Here is a 20,153-nt window from a genome sequence, read left to right as displayed (position 1 = left end):
AGCATGGGGCTTCTGGAAGGCAAAACCGTCATTGTGACCGGCGCGGGTCGCGGGGTGGGTAAATACATTGCGCTCTTGGCCGCTGAAGAGGGCGCCAATGTTGTTGTAAACGACCTTGGCGCAGGTGTGAGTGATCAAGAAGCCAACACCGGCCCTGCCGAAGAGGTGGCTGCCGAAATCCGCGCAAAGGGTGGCAATGCCATTGCCGATACACATTCAGTGGCCGACTGGGATCAGGCCCACGCCATTGTTGAAAACGCGATCAGCACCTTTGGTGAGCTTGATGGCATCGTAAACAATGCCGGATTGCTGCGGGATGGCATTTTTCACAAGATGACCCAGGAAGACTGGCACAATGTCATCTCGGTCCATCTTAACGGCTCGTTTTTCATGTGCCGCGCGGCGGCGGACCACTTCAAGATGCGCGCCACCGGCTCTTATGTGCATATGACGTCGACCTCTGGCCTTGTCGGTAATTTGGGGCAGGCGAATTACGCCGCGGCCAAAATGGGAATTGCGGGCCTCAGCCGGTCGATTTCTATCGATATGGCGCGGTTTAAAACCCGTTCGAACTGTATCGCACCCTGGGCATTTACCCGCATGACCGGTTCGATCCCCGAAAACAATCCGCTCTATCAGGAACGCATGGCTATGCTGGACAAGCTAAGCCACGGGCAAAAGGTGGCACCACTCGCGGTGGCCTTGCTGAGTGACAGAGCCAGCGACGTGACGGGCCAAATCTTCGGCGCGCGCGCCAATGAGCTCTACTGCTTCAGCCAGCCCCGCCCGGTCCATACGGCCCATGAGGCAGACGGGTGGACCGCAAAGGCTATCGTCGACACGGCCTTCCCGCAGATGAGCCGCTCTATGACGCCCCCCGACACATCGCCCAGCTACTTCAACTGGGACCCGGTTTAAGGAACCAAGGTCATGACAGATCATCTTCTTGTCGATCATCAGGACGGCATCACCACCCTGACTATGAACCGCCCCAAGGTGCTGAACGCGCTGTCGATGGACATGCGCCATGCGATGTTCGATGCGGTGGACGAAATCGAAAACGACCCCAAAGTACGCTGTGTTGTGTTGCGCGGAGCCGGAGGAAACTTCATGGCCGGGGGCGACGTAAAGTCCTTTGCCGAAGAAATCGCGCCGATGCCCAGTGAAAAGCGAAAAGTCTATTTCGAGCGTCGCGTGCATTCACTGCATCCGATGATGTTCCAGCTACAGCGTATGAAAAAACCGGTTCTGGCCTCGGTCGAAGGAGCCGCAGCCGGGGCGGGAATGTCGTTCATGATGGCCTGTGACCTGACTATTGCGGCCACGAACTCGATCTATCGCTTCAGCTATTCCGCCATTGGCGCGAGCCCGGACGGGACAGGCAGTTTTAACCTGCCCCGGATCATCGGCACCCGGCGCGCGTTGGAATTGGCCTTTCTCGGCGACAAGTTCGATGCGGAAACTGCCTATCGCTACAATCTCGTAAACTTCCTTGTGGAGCCAGAGGACATCGAGGCCGAGACCTTCAGGCTGGCCGAGCGGCTAGCCAACGGGCCAACCGTTTCCTACGGCTGCATCAAAGAGATGATGTATGCCAGCCACGCCAACAGCATTGAGACACAACTGGCTATGGAAGCCCGCAACTTTGCCATTTGCGCAGCATCGGATGACTGGGTCGAAGGCGTGACCGCCTTTGCCGAGAAACGCAAACCGATGTTCAGAGGTAAGTAGAGATGTTTGATTTTTCGGGAAAACACGTGTTGGTCGCTGGTGGAACGAATGGCATCAACCTCGGCATTGCTGATAGTTTTGCCAGGGCGGGGGCCAACTTGTTCGTGTTTTCCCGAGACCCGAACAAGGTTGAAGCAGCCGTTGCCCAGTTGCGTGCGCATGGCGGCGCCGCCGAAGGTTGCGCGACCGATGTCAGAAACTACGACAAAGTGGCTGCAGCATTCAGCCAATCCGTCGAACTTTTTGGGAAGATTGACGTTGTCGTTTCCGGGGCGGCGGGAAATTTCCCTTGTCTGGCCAAGGATCTGTCATCCAACGGATTCCGGGCGGTGATGGAGATCGACTTACTGGGCACCCACCACGTTATGCATGCTGCATATCCACATCTGAAAAAGCCGGGTGCGTCCGTCATCAACGTCTCGTCACCTCATTCCCACACGGCACTGGTCGGGCAGGTCCATGTCTGTGCTGCTAAAGCAGGCATCGACCAGATCACCCGCACGCTTGCTCTTGAGTGGGGCCCTGAAGGCATTCGGGTGAACTCGATCCTGCCGGGGCCGATTGAAGGTTCAGGCGGGATGGAGAAACTGTTTCCAACAAAGGAGTTGCTTGACGCAAAGCTCAATTCAGTTCCGTTAAGACGGCTGGGACGAAACGATGAAATTGGCGCGTTGGCAATGTTCCTGAGTTCCGACCTTGGTGCCTATATCACGGGTGGCGCGATCCCCTGTGACGGAGGCAATGGTCTGAACCTCCAGCCCGTTCGGTACGAGTCCTACCTTGCAGACTGACCCTCAAATATCGCCCGACCTATCCGGTTCGCCGCACTGCGGATTGACAAATCCGCCTTTGGCTGTAGGATTTTTCCTATATAGGAACGAAATTCCAAAATGTGAACTGGAGAAAAACTTGGCAAAAGAAACCACGCGCATGGAAGGTCCAATGGTTCTACCGCGTGCATTTTCGCTCTTGAGGCTTCTGGCGGATCAGCCTCAGGGTCTGAACCTGTCAGCTATTGCCAACCATCTGGACGTACCCAAAAGCTCGCTTTCGTCTACTTTGAAAGCCCTTACAGATCAAGGGTTTCTCAGTCGCAAGGGGACGTTATATTTCCTTGGCTCAGAGGCCTATTCACTGGCGTCTACAATTCTTGCGGGCCGCACCATTCGACAGATCGCGCGACCCTATCTTGAGCAAACTCGCGAGTTGACCGGTGAAACCGTGCTTTTGGCGCAGCTTGATCCAGACCAGCGGTTTTCTTCGTATATCGACTCGATTGAATCGGACAAATCCATTCGGTTTTCCGTACCAATTGCCGCAAGGCGGGCGCTGTATTGCTCGGCTGCCGGTCGCGTGTTCCTCGCGTTTCTGACCGATCGTCAGCGAGAGGCCTATTATGACGACGCGAAAATGGAAAAGCTGACAGAAAATACGGCCACGGACCGGGTCGAGCTTGAAAGGATCGTAAGCGAAATTCGCGAGACGGGAATTTCGATCACGATGGGGGCCTACTCGGCGGATGCGGCCGGTTTTGCGACGCCGATCTTCAACTCTGACGGCGAGGTTATTGCGGCCATCACCATTGGCGTCCCGGTCTCGCGGGCAGAAAGGGACAAGCAGAAATACATCGACGCAGCCAAAAAGGCGGGCGCCGATATTTCGAAAGTTCTTGGATACAACAGAAGAGGGAGCGCCTGAAAAACCGTTCAGAACGGTGCGCCTGGGGTTTGACAAAAATCAGGCGCGGATCTGGGGAGATTTTTCGGCCATCACTTGGCCTGGTTTCTGCGCGGCACATGGGATCACGAGGGTCCGACAAAAACAGAATTCAAATTGGGAGGAGAACCATGATGAAAACCACGAAACTTGCAGCGGTTCTAGCCGCTGGCCTTGCAGCGGTGTCGCTTGCCATGCCAGCCAGTGCGGAAATGAAGCTGAACTTCACGGACCAGAGCCCGAACCGCGGTGCACGGGCCGAGACGACCAACTGGTTTGCAGACGAGCTGGCCAAACGTACGAATGGCGAGATCACGATGGAAATTCACTGGGGCGGCGCGCTGTTGAAAGCCAAGGCCGCGACCAAGGGCATCGGCGATGGCGCGGCGGATATTGGCTTTATCATCGGCGTTTACAATCCCGGTCTGCATCCGGCCTTTTTGCTGGCGGACCTGCCGACGCAGTATAGTGACCCCTGGGCGTCGACCCGCGCGTTTTACGAGTTGAACACCACCAATGACGTGCTCAAGGCCGAATGGGACGCTCTGAACCTGCATTTTGTGGCCAACATCACCACCGGCCCGATCCAGCTGGTGTGTAAGGACAAGGCCATTCAGTCGGTAGCCGATCTCTCGGGCGTCAAAATGCGCGGCATCTCGGTTTACGGGAAAGTGGCCAAGGACCTTGGTGCGATCCCGGTCAAGATGACGGCTTATGACACCTATCAGGGTCTGGATACCGGACTGATAGACTGCACCATGTTCTACAGCTACGCGATTCCTGCGTTCAAACTGAACGAAGTTGCCACGGACGTGACAATGCTGGACTGGGGCGCGCTGATGGGGCTGGCCATTGTCATGAACAAGGACGCCTACGACGCGATGAGCCCTGAGAACCAAGCGATCATCGATGAACTCGGTTCCGAGATGGTGGACGTCTACGCCCAAAAAATCGGTGAAGCCAACGCCAAGGCCGTCGCAGACATGGAGGCCGCTGGCAAAATCTCGTTCAACGATTTCCCGGCCGAGCAGAAAACCGAGCTTCTGGCCGCATCCAAGGCCTATCTGGATGACTGGAAAGGTAAGGCTAAGGAGTCCGGCATCGACGCGGACGCCGTCGCCGCTGCCTACATGGGCATGCTCGAGAAGTGGGACGCAGAGCGGGAAGCCAAAGGCTACCCCTGGACCCGCTGATGAGCACTGACTCCAACATAACCGCAACACCCGGACCCCGGGTGTTGCAACTTGTCGAACGGGTGCTTCTTGTCTTGGCGGCCATCAGCATCCTGTTGATTTGTGCGATCATCTTCTCAGGCGTGGTCAGCCGTGCCGTGTTTGACTGGTCCTTGCCGGATGCCGAAATCATCGTGCGCGACTTGATGATCGCCGCGATTATTCTGCCACTGGCGTATGTCACCGCTGACCGGGCTCATATTGCCGTGGACGTTTTCATCAATCTGATGCCAAAGGGCGTGCGCCCCTGGAGCGATCTGTTGGGGTCGCTGATCGGGTTTCTGGTTTTGTTGCCCATCGCTTACGGCGGCTGGCAGGGTTTCAGCACCGCTTGGGGTGACGGCAACTACTACTACGGCGAGTTTGATCTCCCCGAGTGGCCCGGAAAACTGGCGTTCTTCGTCGGCTATCTGGCGTTTGTAATTCGGCTGTTTTCGCTCATCGTCATTGATCTGATGGCGGTGATCCGCCCAGGCAGACCTCAATCCAATACACCTGAAGAAGGGTAGTCCCCGATGGATCCCACAACGATCGGAATGGTTGGCTTTGCCATTGCGTTGCTCCTGATCGCGCTGCGCGTGCCGATTGGTGTTGCCCTGGCCGGGTTGGCCATTGTCTGCACTTTCCTTTTTTATGGCTATCGTTTCAGCGATACGTTCCAGATGGCCAAGGCGGTGCGTCCGACCATGTCGTTGATCTCGAACAACGTTTTCGAGTTCCTGCACTCTTACCCGCTCAGTATGGTGCCCTTGTTCATAGGGCTTGGGCATATAGCCTATCATGCGGAAATAACGACCAAGATCTACTATGCCGGCCGTGTCTGGCTGGCCAAGGTTCCAGGCGGTCTGGCAATGGCATCGGTCATGGGTTGTGGCGGCTTTTCAGCGATCACCGGATCGTCGGTGGCCTGCGCCGCGGCCATGGGCCGGATCTGCATTCCAGAGATGCGCCGCTACAACTACTCGATCCGCCTGTCGACTTCGACAGTGGCTGTAGGTGGCACACTGGGATCGCTGATCCCGCCATCGGTTCTGTTCATTCTTTATGGCCTGTTCACTGAGCAGTCGGTGAACAAGCTGTTCCTTGCTGGTGTTCTGCCGGGTATCTTGTCCCTGCTTGGAATGCTGCTTGTGATCTTCATCTGGACACGCCGCCACCCCGAACAAGCCCCCATTCCGCAAGAGGAAATCACCGACTGGGAACGCTGGAAGGCACTGTTTGATGCATGGCCGGCACTGTTGCTGTTCATCATCATCATTGGCGGCATTTATGGCGGGATCTTCACCGCAACCGAGGCCGCAGCGGTCTGCATGACCATTGCTTTGGGTTACGGCATCTTTGCGCGAAAGCTGAACTGGGCAAACTTCCTCTCTGCAATGAAGGACACCGCCCTGCAGAGCGCGTCGATTTTCTTTATCGCTGCGGGTGCCAAGATGTTCGTGGCGTTTGTCTCGCTCACGGGCCTGACCCGCGAAGTCATTGCCCTGACGGAATACTATCAGATGGCAGACTGGTCGATCCTGCTGGTGATTGTGGTCCTGTACCTGATCATGGGCATGTTCCTTGATCCGTTGGGGATCATGTTGCTCACCTTGCCCTTTGTGGTGCCGTTGGTCGAAGGCATGGGACTGGATTTGATCTGGTTTGGTGTTGTCGTGGTCAAGCTGCTCGAGATCGGTCTGATTACGCCACCTGTCGGGTTGAACGTCTTTATCATCAATTCGGTGGTTGGACCCGATGCGCCAGTGCACAAGATTTTCCGGGGGGTTATCAACTTCCTCGCGGTGGATATTCTGGTCTTTGGACTGATCGTCCTGTTTCCGGCAATCTCGTTGCTATTGCCATATAGCAAGTGGTGACACATGTCGGCTGAGGCCCAGAATGCGCCTGCTCCCTCTCAGGGGGCAGGCGCCTATGCCAGCCTGATGGTCATGAGTTTCATCGCGGGTTCGGTCTTTTTGTTCAACGAACTGGCGCTCGAGGGCTACAGCCCCGCCGAGATGAGCTGTGCCAAACTGCTGATCGGGGGTGTCACGCTGTTCCTTCCGATCTGGGCAACGGGCGGGCTGATCCCCATGACGGGCCATCACTGGTACTGGGTTCTGGCGCTTGGCCTGATCGGCTATGCCCTGCCGCAATTCTCAATGGCATGGGCGCAGCAACGTGTCGACACCACGGCCGCCGCTTTGTTCATTGCAGCGCTGCCGTTGTTCACTCTGTTCCTGGTGCGGGTGGTACTGAAGGAAAGATATCGCTGGAAGAAATGGGCCGGGTTCTTTCTGGGCTTTCTCGGGCTGGTGATCATGATCAATCCGCGAGCCGCTTTGTCGGCGGATGGCGTGGGCGTGCTTCCCTACCTTGCGCTTTGCGTGACCTGTCTGTGCTTTGCCGTGTCCGGGCTGATGGTTCAGCGCATGCCATTTATGCCTGCGTTACAGGTGGCGTCGCTGTCGCTTTTGGTGGGGGGCATTGCGCTTGCGCCGTTCGGACTTGCGGGTTTCGTAACCTCTACCAAGGGGCTGTTTTCTCAGGGCAACACTAGCTGGGAGACATTCCAGCCACTGTTTGGCGTAGTGATGCTGGGGACGGGGCTAAGCGGTCTGGGGCAAGCCATGCGCACCGGCCTCATTCAAAAGCACGGAACGGCGTTCTTTTCGATCGTTGGATATATCGTTCCCGTCTGGGCGGCTGTCCTTGGGGTTGTGTTTCTGGGAGAGGAGATCACCTTGCGCAAGGTTGCGGCGTTTTGTGTGATCAGTATGGGCCTTTTGTTGGCTCAGGGCGTGGCCCGCCCGACCCGCCGGGGTGCACGTGGTATTGGTGAAGGACCATAGCAAATGACTGTTTCGTTTCCCCATTTGATCGAGCGTAATGCCCGCCAGCTGGCAGACCGGACGGCCATCATCTGCGAGGGGCGGGAGACCAGCTGGGCGGCGTTGCATGATCGGTGCCGTGCGCTGGCGGCAGGGTATCAGGGACTTGGCATCGCGCCGGGAGAGCGCGTGGCATTTGTCGGGCTGAACTCCGACTACCTATATGAAAACTACTTTGCGCCCTCTTTCATTGGTGCCGAGACAGTTGTGTTGAACTGGCGTCTCAGTGCTTATGAGTTGGCCGCCTGCATGGATGACAGCGGCGCACGATTGCTGATTGCGGATGCGGGGAACGTGGATGCGGCGCGAAAGGCGCTGTCTCTGGCAGATAGCGATTTCCGCATTGTTGTGATCGGAACTAAGCCCGCGCCAACCGAAATCGCATACGAGAGTCTGCTGGCTGTTGCCGAGCCTTTGCGCCATCCAGCGGGGCAGGGTGACGATACGCTGGTGATCTTCTACTCCGGCGGGACGACCGGACAGCCCAAGGGCATCATGCTGACCCACTGGAACATGTATGCCAATTCTGCCGGCCACGCTGCGGCCTATGATGTACGTGCAGACGAGACCCATCTGCTGATGGGGCCAATGTTCCACCTCGCTGCGGGGGCACGCGTTTTTTGCGCGGTTTACATGGGATATACCCTTGTTATTCATCCGAAATTCACACCGCGCGGTTTCCTTGAAGGGGTCGAACAGTACCGGATCAACGCGACTTCGTTTGTGCCGACCATGCTGCAAATGGTTCTGGACGAGCCTGACTTTGACACGTTTGATCTCTCCAGCCTGCGTCAGATGAGTTACGGCGCCTCTGCCGCGCTTGAGGACTTGCTGCACCGGATCATCGAAGCCTTTCCGCATGTCGATATCTCGAACGGTTACGGTATGACCGAGGCCGCGCCTTTGATTACCACTCTTGGTCCGGCGTACCATCGCAAGAACTTTGCCGAGACGGGCAAGCTGGGTGCGGTTGGCTGGCCTGCGAAACACGTTGACGTGCGTGTGGTCGATGAAGATGACAACGAGGTGCCGCGGGGCGTCGTGGGCGAGATTGTCTTGCGTGGGCCGAACGTCATGAAAGGGTATGTCGGTCAGCCTGAACTGACGGCAGAAACACTGCGCGGCGGCTGGCTGCATTCGGGAGATGCCGGCTATATGGATGATGACGGCTGCCTTTGGATTTCAGGTCGGGTCAAGGACATGATTATCTCTGGCGGCGAAAACGTCTATCCGGCAGAGGTAGAAAATCTCCTGTCCCGCCATCCGGACGTGGCGGATGTGGCCGTGATCGGCATTCCGGATGACACCTGGGTCGAGGCCGTGCATGCCATCGTCATTCCGGTCGAGGGCAAGTCACCGACCGAACAGGAGCTGATAGAGTTCTGTCGCGGCAGGATTGCCGGATACAAGATACCGCGCAGTGTCAGCTGGCGAAGTGACCCAATGCCGCTGACCGCGGCGAACAAGGTGCTGAAAACGGAATTGAGAAAACCGTTCTGGGAAACACAGCGTCCCAAGGCAGAAATCCCCGACAAGAATGCGGAGAGTACGACATGAACCCGGCTGAATGGCTTCAACGCACAGCGGCACTCAAGCCCAACAACCCGGCGCTGTTTCTTGGTGAAGATCTCGTTTCTGACTACGCGGGATTCGCAACACGTGTCAGCGGAATTGCAGGCGCGCTGAATGCGCAGGGCATTGGCAAGGGGGATCGGGTCGCGATCCTGATGAAAAACCGTCCGGAATACCTCGAGGCGATGTACGGCATCTGGTGGGCCGGAGCGACAGCGGTGCCGATCAATGCCAAGCTGCACGAAAAAGAAGCGGCCTGGATCATCGAAAATTCCGGTGCGCGGCTGGTTTTTGCCTCGGAAGACAATGCGCAGGGGTTGGGCTCGGTCCTGCCTGAATGTGTGGAGCAGGTCGTTGTTGCGGGTACTCCGGCGTTTGACGCGATGTGTTCTTCTGTTCCCCGTCCGGCGCCTGCTGATGTCGGCCGTGATGATATGATCTGGATGTTTTATACTTCCGGTACCACGGGGCGCCCCAAGGGAGTCATGATCACCGCCGGTAACTTGATGGCCATGGTGATGGGGTACCATGATGGGGTCGGCACCCATGATGAAGACGATGCAACCCTTTATGCAGCACCCATGAGCCACGGCGCCGGGATCTATAACTTCATGTTCGTCATGGCAGGTGCGCGTCATATCTGTCCGAAATCAGGTGGCTTTGACGAAGCCGAAATCCTGCAAATGGCGCCTTCGGTTGGGCGCATCACGATGTTTGCCGCCCCGACGATGGTGCGTCGCATGATTGACCACGCCAAGGTGTCGGGGGCTACGGGCGAGGGGATCGAGACGGTGATCTATGCCGGTGGCCCGATGTACTTCGCTGACATCGTTGAGGCAGTTGATGTCCTTGGCCCGCGCTTTGCCCAGATCTACGGTCAGGGTGAATGCCCGATGGCGATCACCACCTTGCCCAGAGCTTATGTGTCGGACCGGAGCCACCCGCGTTGGAAAGAGCGTCTGACCGGTGTTGGCTATCAGCAATCGGTGAGCCGTGTGCGTGTGGTGGATGAGAGCGGCGCGGATGTCGCGCCCGATGAGATTGGCGAGATCGTGGTCGCGGGGACCGCAGTGATGAAGGGTTATTGGAACAATCCCGAAGCCACTGCCAAAACGATCCGGGGCGGATGGCTCTGGACAGGGGACATGGGGTCTCTGGATCAGGATGGCTTCCTGACCATGCATGATCGATCCAAAGACATGATCATCTCGGGTGGCTCCAATATCTACCCGAGGGAGGTCGAAGAAGTGCTGCTGACTCATCCGGACGTGGCAGAGGCCAGCGTTGTGGGGCGGCCACATGATGAGTGGGGTGAAGTTGTCGTGGCCTGTATCGTGACAGAGCCCGACAAAGAAGTGTCAGCCGAAGAGCTGGACCGGCTTTGCATCGACAACATCGCACGCTTCAAACGCCCCAAACACTATGTCACGATGCCGGCTCTGCCCAAGAACAACTACGGCAAGGTGGTCAAAACCGAGCTGCGCGTAGAAATTGCCGGAATGGATCTGTGATGAAACAGGCGTTTGAAACCCTGAGCTATGAAGTCATCGACCAGATCGGCGTGATGACCTTTACCCGCCCTGAAAACCGCAACGCACTGTCTCTGACCATGCGTGAGGAAATCGCCGCGTTGGTGCCGGTTATTCGCGACGATCGCGATTTGCGGGCGCTGGTGGTGACGGGGGCCGGTGGGTCTTTTTGTGCAGGGGGAGACCTGAAGGGGCTTCAGGCTGATCCGGAACCCATAGCGCATAACCGCGAACGCGTGTTGCGGCTGCACAAATGGTTCATCGAGTTCTCTAACCTGGAATTGCCCGTGATCGCCGCCGTGGATGGCCCCGCCTTTGGTGCTGGTTTCAATCTGGCTCTTGGCTGCGACTTTGTGTTGGCCTCGCCACGAGCCCGTTTCTGTGCGGTTTTCGGGCGTATCGGGCTGGTTCCGGATCTGGGTGGTCTTTACATGTTGCCCCGCATCGTCGGGTTGGCGCGTGCGAAAGAACTGGTCATGTCAGCGCGCTCGGTCGATGCCGAAGAAGCCAGAGATCTGGGGATCGTGCTGGAGATTCACCCGCAGGAACAACTCTTTGAGGCGGCGATGGCCTTTGCCGGCAGGTTCCGCAAGGCGTCACGTCTGGCGGCAGGGCAGGCCAAGGTCATGCTGAACCAGTCGTTCCACCTCGATCAGAGAGCCATGGCCGAAATGGAGGCATGGGCCCAGGCCGTCTGCATGGAGACCCCCTATCATCGCGACGCCATCAGACGTTTCGTCGACAAGGAGCCGCTACTCTATGACTGGGACAGGCTGGCCCGCGAGGACTAGGCCGGGCTTTCTCCGCTCGCGGCCATAAGGCGCTGGGGGGTATACTCGATCACCACATCCCCGTTCTGATTGACGATCCGGTTGCGAGTGCGCACCAGTCCGCGTTCAGACTTTGAGGTTTTGCGCGACTCTTCGACTTCGATCTCCACATGGATCGTGTCGCCGACAAAGACCGGCTTTTTCACTGACATCTCCATGTTCAGAAATGCCAGCCCGGTGCCCTGTCCCGTCGCGTTCAGAACCAGCCCCTCAGCCAGTGACAATGTGAGCATGGCAGGGGCCGCGTGGCCGGTCATGGCCGAATGCGATTTTCGGTACTCTGCATCCAGAAACAGCGATTCCAGCATTCCTACGCACGAGACAAAGTTCACCACATCTGTTTCCGTGATCGTGCGGCCATAGGTCTTGAACCTGTCCCCAGCCGTCAAATCGTCCCAGTGAAAGCCTGTGCCTACCAGTTTCATACCTTAGTCCTCGTCCGTTTTGGCCACCGCGCCATGATAGTCGATCTGATCGGCGGGAATGTGGCGCCAGATTGTGTCTTGTGAAAGCTCTTCGAGATAATGCGCGCCCATGGAAACGCTGCGCGAAGTCAGAAGAAACATCTGCGTCGTGCGCCAGTCAAATCCCAGATCAAGCGCAATACAGGCACATACCCCATCAATGTTCAAAGGCACAGGTCGGCCATTGCGGTATTCGGTGATCGCGTCGCCCAAAAGCTCGGCAAAGCGGCAATAGGTGCCAAAGACGCCGTTCTCTTTGGCGATCTCGATCACACGGTCGGCACGCGGATCACGGGAATGCAGTGGAATGCCATAGCCCGGCACTCGCTCGCCAGAACCCATAATCTCGGCAACTGTCTCTTCGGCGATCCGGGCCAGCGTCTCGTCGTCCTGGCTCGCGTTTTCGCCCAGCTTGTCCACCATCAACTTGGCCATCTTCTCCCCAAGCGCGCCCATCTTTTCGCCAAAAGCGCTGATGCCACCCGCAATCCCATGTTGCAGGCCGGTTCCATAAGAGGCGTAGAGGCGAGGGATCAGGGAAGGCGGCGCGATACCATGTTCGATGCAGGCAACCAAAAGTGCGTCCAGAACCAGTCCCTGTTCGCGGGTTGGCCTGTGACCGTTCAGCAAAAGGAACATGGTTTCGGCAAATGTCGCGCCGCCAATCAGGTCGTTCAAGCTGTGCCCCCGGATCAAGGTGTCTTCTGTGTCGCCTTCACTGACGACGCGGCTGATCGAGGTGTTCCAGCCTTGCAGGGTGCGGGTTTCCATCACGTGTCCTTGTTCAGTTCTTTTTGTAGATCATCGGTGCCTTCGTTCAGCGCAGGGGCTGACCGGCGATAGCCGGGGCGTTCGCCGTCAATACGGAGTGGCAACCCCACCACCGTCTGCGCGCCATCCGGTGATGGCTGCAGCACGCCGGATGCTTTTGTATGGTCATGGGCGACGGTTTCATCGAGTGTCTGGATAGGGGCGGAAGGCACGTTTGCGGCGCGCAGCCTTTGCCACCAATAGTCCCGGTCTTGCTTGGAAAACAGCGTGTTCAGCTTCTGTGTCAGGGCCGCATCGTTTGCCATGCGGGCGTTGTTCGTTGCAAACAGCGGATCACTCAGCATCTCTTCGCAGTCCAGCACCCGACACAGTTTGGCGAATTGCCCGTCCGTGCCAGCCGTGACCATCAACATGCCGTCGGCGCAGGTAAATCCGCGGTTCGGTGCCAGAAGGGGGCCGCGCAGTCCGGTGCGTTTTGGCAGTTCGCCCGTCGCCAGAAAAGATGCCACGCTGATAGTCTGGAATGCCATCGAAGTATCAAAGATCGACGTTTCGATGGTGCAGCCTTCGCCGGTTTTCTCGCGAGACAACAGGGCCGAGAGGATGCCAATAGCCGACCACATGGCCGTGCCAAAGTCATTGACCGAGAACGCCACGCGCGACGGTGGGCCGTCAGCGTCTCCGGTCATTTCCATGATGCCGGAAAATGCTTGCACCAGCGCCTCGTAGCCTGCGTCCTTGGCCAGCGGGCCGTCAGGTCCGAAAGCCGATATGTTGCAGTAGATCAGCCCGGGGTTCAGTGCACGACACGAGGCGGCGTCCAGCCCGACCTTGAGCGTTACGTCAGGGCGCAGGTTTTGCATCACCACATCCGCATGATCCGCAATCAGGGATTTCAGCGCCGCCACCTCTTTGGGGTCGGTGAAGTCCACCGTCAGCGAGTCCTTTTCCTTGTTGATGGCGTGAAACAGTGCCCCGGCCCCTTTGAGAAGCGGTTCTCCCCAGGAACGCGCTGCCTCTCCCGTTTCGGGCGGCTCGACCTTGATCACCCGCGCGCCAAGTTCGGCCAGAATGCGTGCGCCATAGGGGCCTGCAAGTGCAGATCCCATTTCAAAGACCGTGTAACCTGTCAGAGGACGCGAGTTCATTTCGGCAACCTCACCAGCAATTTCTGCCAACCATCCAGGATCAGCTCTCGTCTTTGATTATGCACCGTGTTTCGCAGGGTGATGACGCCGGTCGAGCGTTGGCGTGTTAGCTCTGTGATCTCTAATGCAGGATACACTGTGTCCCCGAGGTAGAGCGGCCCCAGGAACTTGGCAGATTGTTCGATGAACCCGATCAGGTCATCCCCCAATACATGGGGCAGGGTGCCCGCGCCGGGTGCGCATTGGATCAGCACCTGATAGCCATGGGCCAGCAAGTTCTCATGTCCACGTGCACGGCAATACTCGATATCGTAGTGGATGGGGTGATTGTCCCCCGAGGCCAGTTGAAAGGCTGCGAAATTCTCACCGCCGATGGTGCGCGACGGGATTACGAAACGGTCGCCGATCTTGAGTTCGTCGAAACTCCGGTGCGCGCACATTTCATGGGCAGTCGGGTCAAAGCTTTCGTCAACACGGGTCATGTCGGTCTTGTCCTCTTAGCTGCTCACAACATGCCTTTTTCAAGCATGCTTTTGATTTCATTTGCTGAGAAACCCCAGTTCAAAAGGGCGGTTTCGTTGTCCTGCCCCTTTTCGGGGGGCGGTGAAGGTAGTTGGACCGGGGCATTCTGAAACCGGGGCGCGGGGGCCGGTTGTTCGACGCCATTCCTGTCATTTACGAAGGTCTCTCGCGCCTGATTGTGAGGATGTTCGGAGGCTTCTGCCATGCTCAGCACCGGGGCAAAGCAGACGTCCGTGCCTTCCATCAGTTCACACCATTCAGCGCGTGTGCGCCCGAGAAACAGAGCTGTCAGTTCGTCACGCATCCGAGACCACTGAGAGGCATCGTGGCGATCTCCGAACTGTGCTTCGTTCAGCCCTGTGGTTTCCACGAACAGCGTCCAGAACTGCGGTTCTATCGGCCCCAGCGTGATCCAGCCGCCGCACTTACACGCGTACACCCCGTAGTAGGGTGCGCCTCCGTCCAGCCGGTTGGATTGCCGTTGATCCACCCAGCCGCCCTGCGCGCGATAGCCGTAGACCGGCGCCATCAAGGCAGCCACACCATCGCTGATTGCGGCGTCCACCACGTCACCTTGTCCTGTCGCCTTTGCGCGCAACAGGGCGCATACCATCCCGTAAGCCAGAAACATGCCGCCGCCGCCGAAATCGCCGAGGAGGTTCAGGGGCGGCATTGGTTTTCGATCCTGTTCGCCCATCGCCCATAGCGCCCCGGACAGGGCGATGTAGTTCAGATCGTGCCCCGCCGACTGCGCCAGAGTGCCGGTCTGACCCCAGCCGGTCATGCGCCCGTAGACAAGTGCGGGATTGGCCTCGAGGCAGACGTCTGGCCCTAATCCCAGCCGCTCCATAACCCCGGGACGATACCCTTCGATCAGTGCGTCGGCCTCGCGGATCAGGCGCAGGGCGGCTTCGACCGATCCCGGCGCCTTGAGGTTCAGGGTGATTGACTGGCGTCCGCGCGCTGCGATGTCGCGAGACGCATCCTTGGGTTGCAGCCCTCCTCCGCGCCGTTCAATGCGCAGAATTTCAGCCCCCATGTCGGCCAGCATCATTCCGGCAAAGGGCCCCGGCCCAAGTCCTGCGAATTCGATGATGCGAAGACCACTCAGAGGTCCCATGTCATCCTCACTTTCTTAATAGGCCCAGTGGGTTAGGCCAGAATTTCCGCGCGACCATTGTTCAACGCGATCACATCCCGCTCGATCACGCGGGTGCGGAACGAAATGACGTTGCCGTCCCTCCACATCTCGGTACGCAGGGTTTCCCCGGGATAGACAGGTGCTGAAAAACGCAGCTTCAGCGCGCGGAACCTGCTGACGTCATAATCGCAGAAGGCGCGCAAAATGGCATGCCCGGCAACTCCGAGCGAGCACAGTCCGTGCAGGATCGGTGCATCGAACCCTGCCGCCTTGGCGAATTCGGGATCGGCGTGCAGGGGGTTCGGATCACCTGACAGGCGATAGAGCAGGGCGGCTTGCGGGATGGTCTTGAAGTCCCACGTTTGGTCCGGCTTCCTTTCGGGCAGGGCATGTGGCGCTGGCTGTGGTCCGCTTGGCCCTCCACAGCCGCCATTGCCCCGTGCAAAAGAAGTGCTTGAAAGCGTGGCATGTTTTTCGCCGGTCTCGGCGTTGATCAGGTCACGTTCCGTGAAAATCAGTGCGCCCTTGCCTTCGCCCTTGTCGATCAGGCCGGTTACACGCGTACGTGCCCTGAGCGTTGCTGCAGGCGGGAGGGGCGTGTGTATGACCATGCCTTGTTCGCCGTGCAGGATCTTTTGCCAGTCAATTCCCGTTGCAGGTTCACGCACCCAAAATCCCGGCCCCGCCAGAACGGCCGCCATGGTTGGCACGGCTGTCATGTCTGCCTCTTCGAAGACAAAGGGCAACTGACCGGCGTCGTGCGATGCCTGCCCAAATCCAACCCCGAGTGCGTAGATGATCGAGTCCTTCACTGTGTAGCTTTGTGTGACCTCTTCAAAAGGCCAGTTCATGATGGTGTCAGGCGAAAATGTCATCATGAGCCTCAGACCGGATCCCAGTTGAAGATTTCTGGCGAACGCTCGAGCGGATACATGGTGCTCTCAAGCGCCGGGAAGGCGTGGTTGATGACGGTTTCCGGCGTCCAGCCTTCTTCGCGTTGCATTCCACGCAAGGGGCGTGACTGGCCCATGAGGAAGATTTCGTTCGAGCGCACACATAGTATCTGGGCCGTAATGTGCTGTGCCGCATCCGAAGCCAACGCCACCACGGGCGGAGCGATTTTGTCCGGTGTCATGGTTTTCATCCGCTCGACGCGGATACGATCCGCCTCCGAGTTCACGGGGATCGTGCCCACGAGACGGCTCCAGGCAAAGGGGCCGATACAGTTTGACGTCACATTGTAGCGCGCCATGTCCAACGCGATGCATTTGGACAGTGCCGTGATCCCCATCTTGGCCGCACCATAGCTGGCCTGGCCATAGTTGCCGATCAGCCCGCTGGTCGAAGTCATGTGGATCATGCGGCCCGATTCCTGTTGGCGAAACACGGTCGCCGCATGGCGGGCGACGTTGAACGACCCCTTCAGGTGGACATCTACCACCATGTCCCAGTCGTCTTCGGTCATCTTGTGGAAAATCTTGTCACGCAGGATACCGGCGTTGTTGACCACAATATCCAGTCCCCCCAGTTCATCCTGCGCCTGTTCCACCATTTCCGCGGCAGCGCTGAACGAAGTGACCGAATGAAAGTTGGCCGCGGCTTCGCCACCAGCAGCCCTGATTTCCCTGACCACCTCATTCGCAGGGGACATGTCCGCATCTTCGCCCTGGGGGCTGCCGCCGAGATCGTTAACCAGCACTTTGGCGCCGCATTTTGCCATCAGCAGCGCGATCTCGCGCCCAACGCCTCGGCCTGCTCCGGTGATCAGGGCCACTTTTCCGGCCAGCAAATCCTGTGATGGCATCATTACCTCGAGTTTGGTTGTGTTCAGTTATTCGGCTATTGTTCGAATATACGCTAGACCCTACTTGGATTCTCGGTATTATCAATCGGAATCTTCGGGTCAGGTCTCGGGATGGCGCGAAAAGGGGAGGAAATGGCAGTGGTAGGCATACACCGGTTCGGGGGATATGTGCCGCAGTCGCGTTTGTCGCGCGAGGTGATCGCCGGGGCACATAGCTGGTTCTCGCCGTCTTTGCAGGGGCTGGCCAAGGGCGAGCGCAGCATGGCCAACTGGGACGAGGACACCGTCACAATGGCTGTCGAGGCGGGGCGTGATTGCCTTGCTGGTACGGCGCGCGACGGAATTACGGCGCTGGCGCTCGCATCAACGAGCTTTCCTTTTCGGGACCGCCAGAATGCCGGGGTCGTCAGCGATGCCTTGTCTCTGGGGCGTGATTTGATGACGCTGGACCTTGCGGCGTCGCAACGTGCGGGCACATCGGCCCTTATGGTCGGGTTGCAGTTGGGTGCACGGGTTTTGGTCATTGGTTCGGAAAAGCGCAAAACTCAGCCAGGACACCCGTTGGAACTGACCACAGGGGATGCGGCGGCAGCATTGTTGCTGGATCAGGGTGACGGGATTGCGCGGTATCTGGGCGGGGCTTCGCACAGCGTGGACATGGTTGACCATTTCCGAGGCGAGGAAAGCACGTTCGACTATACTTGGGAGGAACGCTGGGTCAGGGATGAGGGATACCTCGGGATTCTACCCGCCGCTGTCGGGCAGGCTCTGGAGCAAACGGGTTTGCATGCATCGGATATCACCACGTTTTGCTGCCCGTTGCCGTCGGCACGGGTCGGCGCGGCCGTCGTGCGAAAACTGGGACTGTCCCCGGACGCGCTGGCCGACACCTTACAGATGCAGTGTGGCGATGCGGGGGCGGCGCATCCGCTGGTTTTGCTCTCACGCGCATTGGAAACCGCCAGTTCAGGCGACATTCTGTTGGTGGTAGGTTTTGGTCAGGGCTGCGACGCACTGATCTTTCAGGTGACCGATGCCATCACGGCAGACCGTGAAGCGCGCGGCATTTCCGGCTGGTTGGATCGGGGCAAACCGGAAAAAAACTATCACAAGTTTCTCGCTTTCAATCACCTGATCGACATGGATCAGGGCATTCGGGCCGAGGTCGACAAAAACACGGGCCTGACCACGCATTATCGCAACAAGGATATGACACAGGGCATGATTGGTGGGCGCTGTAAGGAGTGCGGCACCAATCAGTTCCCCAAGGCTCGTATCTGTGCCAACCCCGACTGCGGTGCCACGGACAGTCAGATAGACGAACCCTTTGCGGACAAGCCTGCGGTGCTGAATTCATTCACTGGCGATGCGCTAACCTTTTCACCAAACCCGCCAAACTACTACGGCATGGTCCAGTTCGAGTGCGGTGGTCGCCTGATGAGCGACATGACCGATATCACACCTGACACGGACCTGCGTGTTGGCCTGCCGATGCGCATGGTGTTCAGGGTCAAGGATTATGACCATCAACGCGGGTTTCGTCGTTACTTCTGGAAGGCGGCTCCGGCCTGAGTGGCCGGTTCGTGTTTCACGCCAAATAGGGATTGCATCATGGCAACAGGGATCAAGGACAAGGTCGCCATTCTGGGCATGGGATGCTCGCGGTTTGGCGAACGCTGGATGGACAATGCCGAAGACCTCATCGTCGAGGCCTTTACCGAGGCATTGGAAGATGCAGGCATCGAGAAATCCGAGATCGGGGCCGCATGGTTAGGCACGGGCATTGATGAGCAGCATCTGGGCAAGGGGGCTATCCCCTTGGGTACGACCCTGCGGTTGCCCTATATCCCGATCTCGCGCGTCGAAAATTTCTGCGCCAGCGGGACCGAAGCGCTGCGCGGGGCGACCTATGCCGTGGCCTCGGGCGCTTGCGACATTGCGCTGGCCGTGGGTGTCGAAAAACTGAAGGACACCGGATATGGCGGTTTGCCGCAACGCGGACGTGGCTCGTTCAATGATCTGTACTGGCCCAGCCTGTCGGGTCCGGGTGCATTTGCGCAACTGGCCAGTGCTTATTCCGCCAAACATGGCGTGGGTATGTCTGATCTCAAGCGCGCCATGGCGCATGTGTCGGTCAAGAGCCACGCCAATGGGGTCAAGAACCCCAAGGCGCACTTGCGCAAGGAAATCACAGAAGAGGCGGTTTTGAACGCGCCAATGGTGGCGGAGCCGCTGGGTCTGTTTGATTGCTGCGGCGTCAGTGACGGGGCCGCCTGCGCCATCGTAACGACACCCGAGATCGCCAGATCGCTGGGCAAATCCGACCTTGTAACCATCAAGGCGCTGCAGCTGGCGGTGTCTTCGGGGGCGGAAGCCCAGTTCAATGACTGGGACGGTAGCCATCTGGTGACCACCCGTCAGGCCGCCAAACGTGCCTATGCCGAGGCGGGAATCACCAATCCACGCGACGAGGTCAGCCTGTTCGAAGTGCATGACTGCTTTTCCGTGACCGAACTGGTGACCATGGAAGACCTCTTCATCTCGGAAGAAGGGCGCGCGGTGAACGATATCATGGATGGTTTCTTTGATGCAGATGGCAAGGTGCCCTGCCAGATCGATGGTGGTCTCAAGTGCTTTGGCCATCCGATTGGCGCGTCAGGCATTCGCATGGTCTATGAGATGTATCTGCAGTTGCAGGGCCGCGCCGGAGATCGTCAGTGCCAGCAGGATCCGGTGTTCGGCATGACCCATAATCTGGGCGGCTTCCCGCATCAGAATGTGGCTTCGATCACAATTGTCGGACGGAAAGGGGCCTGAACC

At 58.2% G+C, this 20,153-nt stretch carries 20 protein-coding genes; 13 read left to right on the top strand and 7 right to left on the bottom strand.

The window, feature by feature from the left end; all coding sequences use genetic code 11:
- Positions 1–3: 3 nt before the first annotated feature.
- The 11 genes from ACR0NW_RS03575 (at position 4) to ACR0NW_RS03525 (ending at position 11,444) form a co-directional block, all read left to right on the top strand.
- The gene (locus tag ACR0NW_RS03575; RefSeq protein ID WP_480448823.1) at positions 4–918 is read left to right on the top strand and encodes an SDR family oxidoreductase; all 915 of its coding nucleotides are present in this window, start codon (positions 4–6) and stop codon (positions 916–918) included.
- A gap of 12 nt (positions 919–930) precedes the next feature.
- Positions 931–1,731: an enoyl-CoA hydratase gene (locus ACR0NW_RS03570; RefSeq protein ID WP_170650812.1), complete on the top strand. Its 801-nt coding sequence runs from the start codon at positions 931–933 to the stop codon at positions 1,729–1,731.
- A gap of 2 nt (positions 1,732–1,733) precedes the next feature.
- Positions 1,734–2,522 (top strand): SDR family oxidoreductase, encoded by a 789-nt coding sequence (locus tag ACR0NW_RS03565; RefSeq protein WP_480448824.1) that lies wholly within the window; start codon positions 1,734–1,736, stop codon positions 2,520–2,522.
- Positions 2,523–2,640: 118 nt separating this feature from the next.
- Positions 2,641–3,429 carry an IclR family transcriptional regulator gene (locus ACR0NW_RS03560; RefSeq protein ID WP_480448825.1) on the top strand — a complete coding sequence of 263 codons (789 nt, stop codon included), beginning with the start codon at positions 2,641–2,643 and terminating at the stop codon, positions 3,427–3,429.
- A 152-nt stretch (positions 3,430–3,581) separates the two neighbouring features.
- The gene (locus tag ACR0NW_RS03555) at positions 3,582–4,640 is read left to right on the top strand and encodes a C4-dicarboxylate TRAP transporter substrate-binding protein (RefSeq protein ID WP_480448826.1); all 1,059 of its coding nucleotides are present in this window, start codon (positions 3,582–3,584) and stop codon (positions 4,638–4,640) included.
- Positions 4,640–5,188, top strand: a complete 549-nt coding sequence (locus ACR0NW_RS03550; protein ID WP_480448828.1) for a TRAP transporter small permease — start codon at positions 4,640–4,642, stop codon at positions 5,186–5,188. The genes ACR0NW_RS03555 and ACR0NW_RS03550 overlap by 1 nt, the downstream gene beginning before the upstream one ends.
- Positions 5,189–5,194: 6 nt before the next feature.
- Positions 5,195–6,538, top strand: a complete 1,344-nt coding sequence (locus ACR0NW_RS03545) for a TRAP transporter large permease (protein WP_480448829.1) — start codon at positions 5,195–5,197, stop codon at positions 6,536–6,538.
- Positions 6,539–6,541: 3 nt separating this feature from the next.
- Positions 6,542–7,513 (top strand): DMT family transporter, encoded by a 972-nt coding sequence (locus ACR0NW_RS03540; RefSeq protein ID WP_480448830.1) that lies wholly within the window; start codon positions 6,542–6,544, stop codon positions 7,511–7,513.
- Positions 7,514–7,516: 3 nt separating this feature from the next.
- Positions 7,517–9,109, top strand: a complete 1,593-nt coding sequence (locus tag ACR0NW_RS03535; protein WP_480448831.1) for an AMP-binding protein — start codon at positions 7,517–7,519, stop codon at positions 9,107–9,109.
- On the top strand, positions 9,106–10,635 hold the full coding sequence (locus tag ACR0NW_RS03530) for an AMP-binding protein (protein WP_480448832.1): 1,530 nt from the start codon (positions 9,106–9,108) through the stop codon (positions 10,633–10,635). The genes ACR0NW_RS03535 and ACR0NW_RS03530 overlap by 4 nt, the downstream gene beginning before the upstream one ends.
- Positions 10,635–11,444 (top strand): enoyl-CoA hydratase/isomerase family protein, encoded by an 810-nt coding sequence (locus tag ACR0NW_RS03525; protein ID WP_480448833.1) that lies wholly within the window; start codon positions 10,635–10,637, stop codon positions 11,442–11,444. Before ACR0NW_RS03530 ends, ACR0NW_RS03525 begins: the two co-directional genes overlap by 1 nt.
- Here ACR0NW_RS03525 and ACR0NW_RS03520 read toward each other — a convergent pair.
- From ACR0NW_RS03520 to ACR0NW_RS03490, 7 genes are read right to left on the bottom strand one after another with little or no spacing between them, the layout of a single operon-like run.
- Positions 11,441–11,908, bottom strand: coding sequence for a MaoC/PaaZ C-terminal domain-containing protein (locus tag ACR0NW_RS03520; RefSeq protein WP_480448834.1), 468 nt, complete (start codon positions 11,906–11,908; stop codon positions 11,441–11,443). The genes ACR0NW_RS03525 and ACR0NW_RS03520 overlap by 4 nt on opposite strands.
- Positions 11,909–11,911: 3 nt before the next feature.
- Entirely contained in the window at positions 11,912–12,718 is an 807-nt protein-coding gene (locus ACR0NW_RS03515) for a citrate/2-methylcitrate synthase (RefSeq protein ID WP_480448836.1), read from the bottom strand.
- A complete protein-coding gene (locus tag ACR0NW_RS03510) occupies positions 12,718–13,866 on the bottom strand; it encodes a CaiB/BaiF CoA transferase family protein (RefSeq protein ID WP_480448837.1) in 1,149 nt (382 codons plus the stop codon). The genes ACR0NW_RS03515 and ACR0NW_RS03510 overlap by 1 nt, the downstream gene beginning before the upstream one ends.
- Positions 13,863–14,348 carry a MaoC family dehydratase gene (locus tag ACR0NW_RS03505; protein WP_170650799.1) on the bottom strand — a complete coding sequence of 162 codons (486 nt, stop codon included), beginning with the start codon at positions 14,346–14,348 and terminating at the stop codon, positions 13,863–13,865. The genes ACR0NW_RS03510 and ACR0NW_RS03505 overlap by 4 nt, the downstream gene beginning before the upstream one ends.
- 23 nt (positions 14,349–14,371) lie before the next feature.
- Entirely contained in the window at positions 14,372–15,508 is a 1,137-nt protein-coding gene (locus tag ACR0NW_RS03500) for a CaiB/BaiF CoA transferase family protein (protein ID WP_480448838.1), read from the bottom strand.
- A 32-nt stretch (positions 15,509–15,540) separates the two neighbouring features.
- Complete coding sequence (locus ACR0NW_RS03495; protein WP_480448839.1) at positions 15,541–16,404, bottom strand: MaoC family dehydratase; 864 nt, start codon at positions 16,402–16,404, stop codon at positions 15,541–15,543.
- An 8-nt stretch (positions 16,405–16,412) separates the two neighbouring features.
- Entirely contained in the window at positions 16,413–17,333 is a 921-nt protein-coding gene (locus ACR0NW_RS03490) for an SDR family NAD(P)-dependent oxidoreductase (protein ID WP_480448840.1), read from the bottom strand.
- Positions 17,334–17,465: 132 nt separating this feature from the next.
- Between ACR0NW_RS03490 and ACR0NW_RS03485 the strand changes: the two genes are divergently transcribed.
- Positions 17,466–18,905 carry a hydroxymethylglutaryl-CoA synthase family protein gene (locus ACR0NW_RS03485; RefSeq protein ID WP_480448841.1) on the top strand — a complete coding sequence of 480 codons (1,440 nt, stop codon included), beginning with the start codon at positions 17,466–17,468 and terminating at the stop codon, positions 18,903–18,905.
- Positions 18,906–18,944: 39 nt separating this feature from the next.
- Complete coding sequence (locus ACR0NW_RS03480) at positions 18,945–20,150, top strand: acetyl-CoA acetyltransferase (RefSeq protein ID WP_480448842.1); 1,206 nt, start codon at positions 18,945–18,947, stop codon at positions 20,148–20,150.
- Positions 20,151–20,153 lie beyond the last annotated feature (3 nt).

It is taken from the genome of Ruegeria sp. CF5, from assembly GCF_056537325.1.
This window is presented reverse-complemented; position numbering and strand designations above follow the sequence as displayed.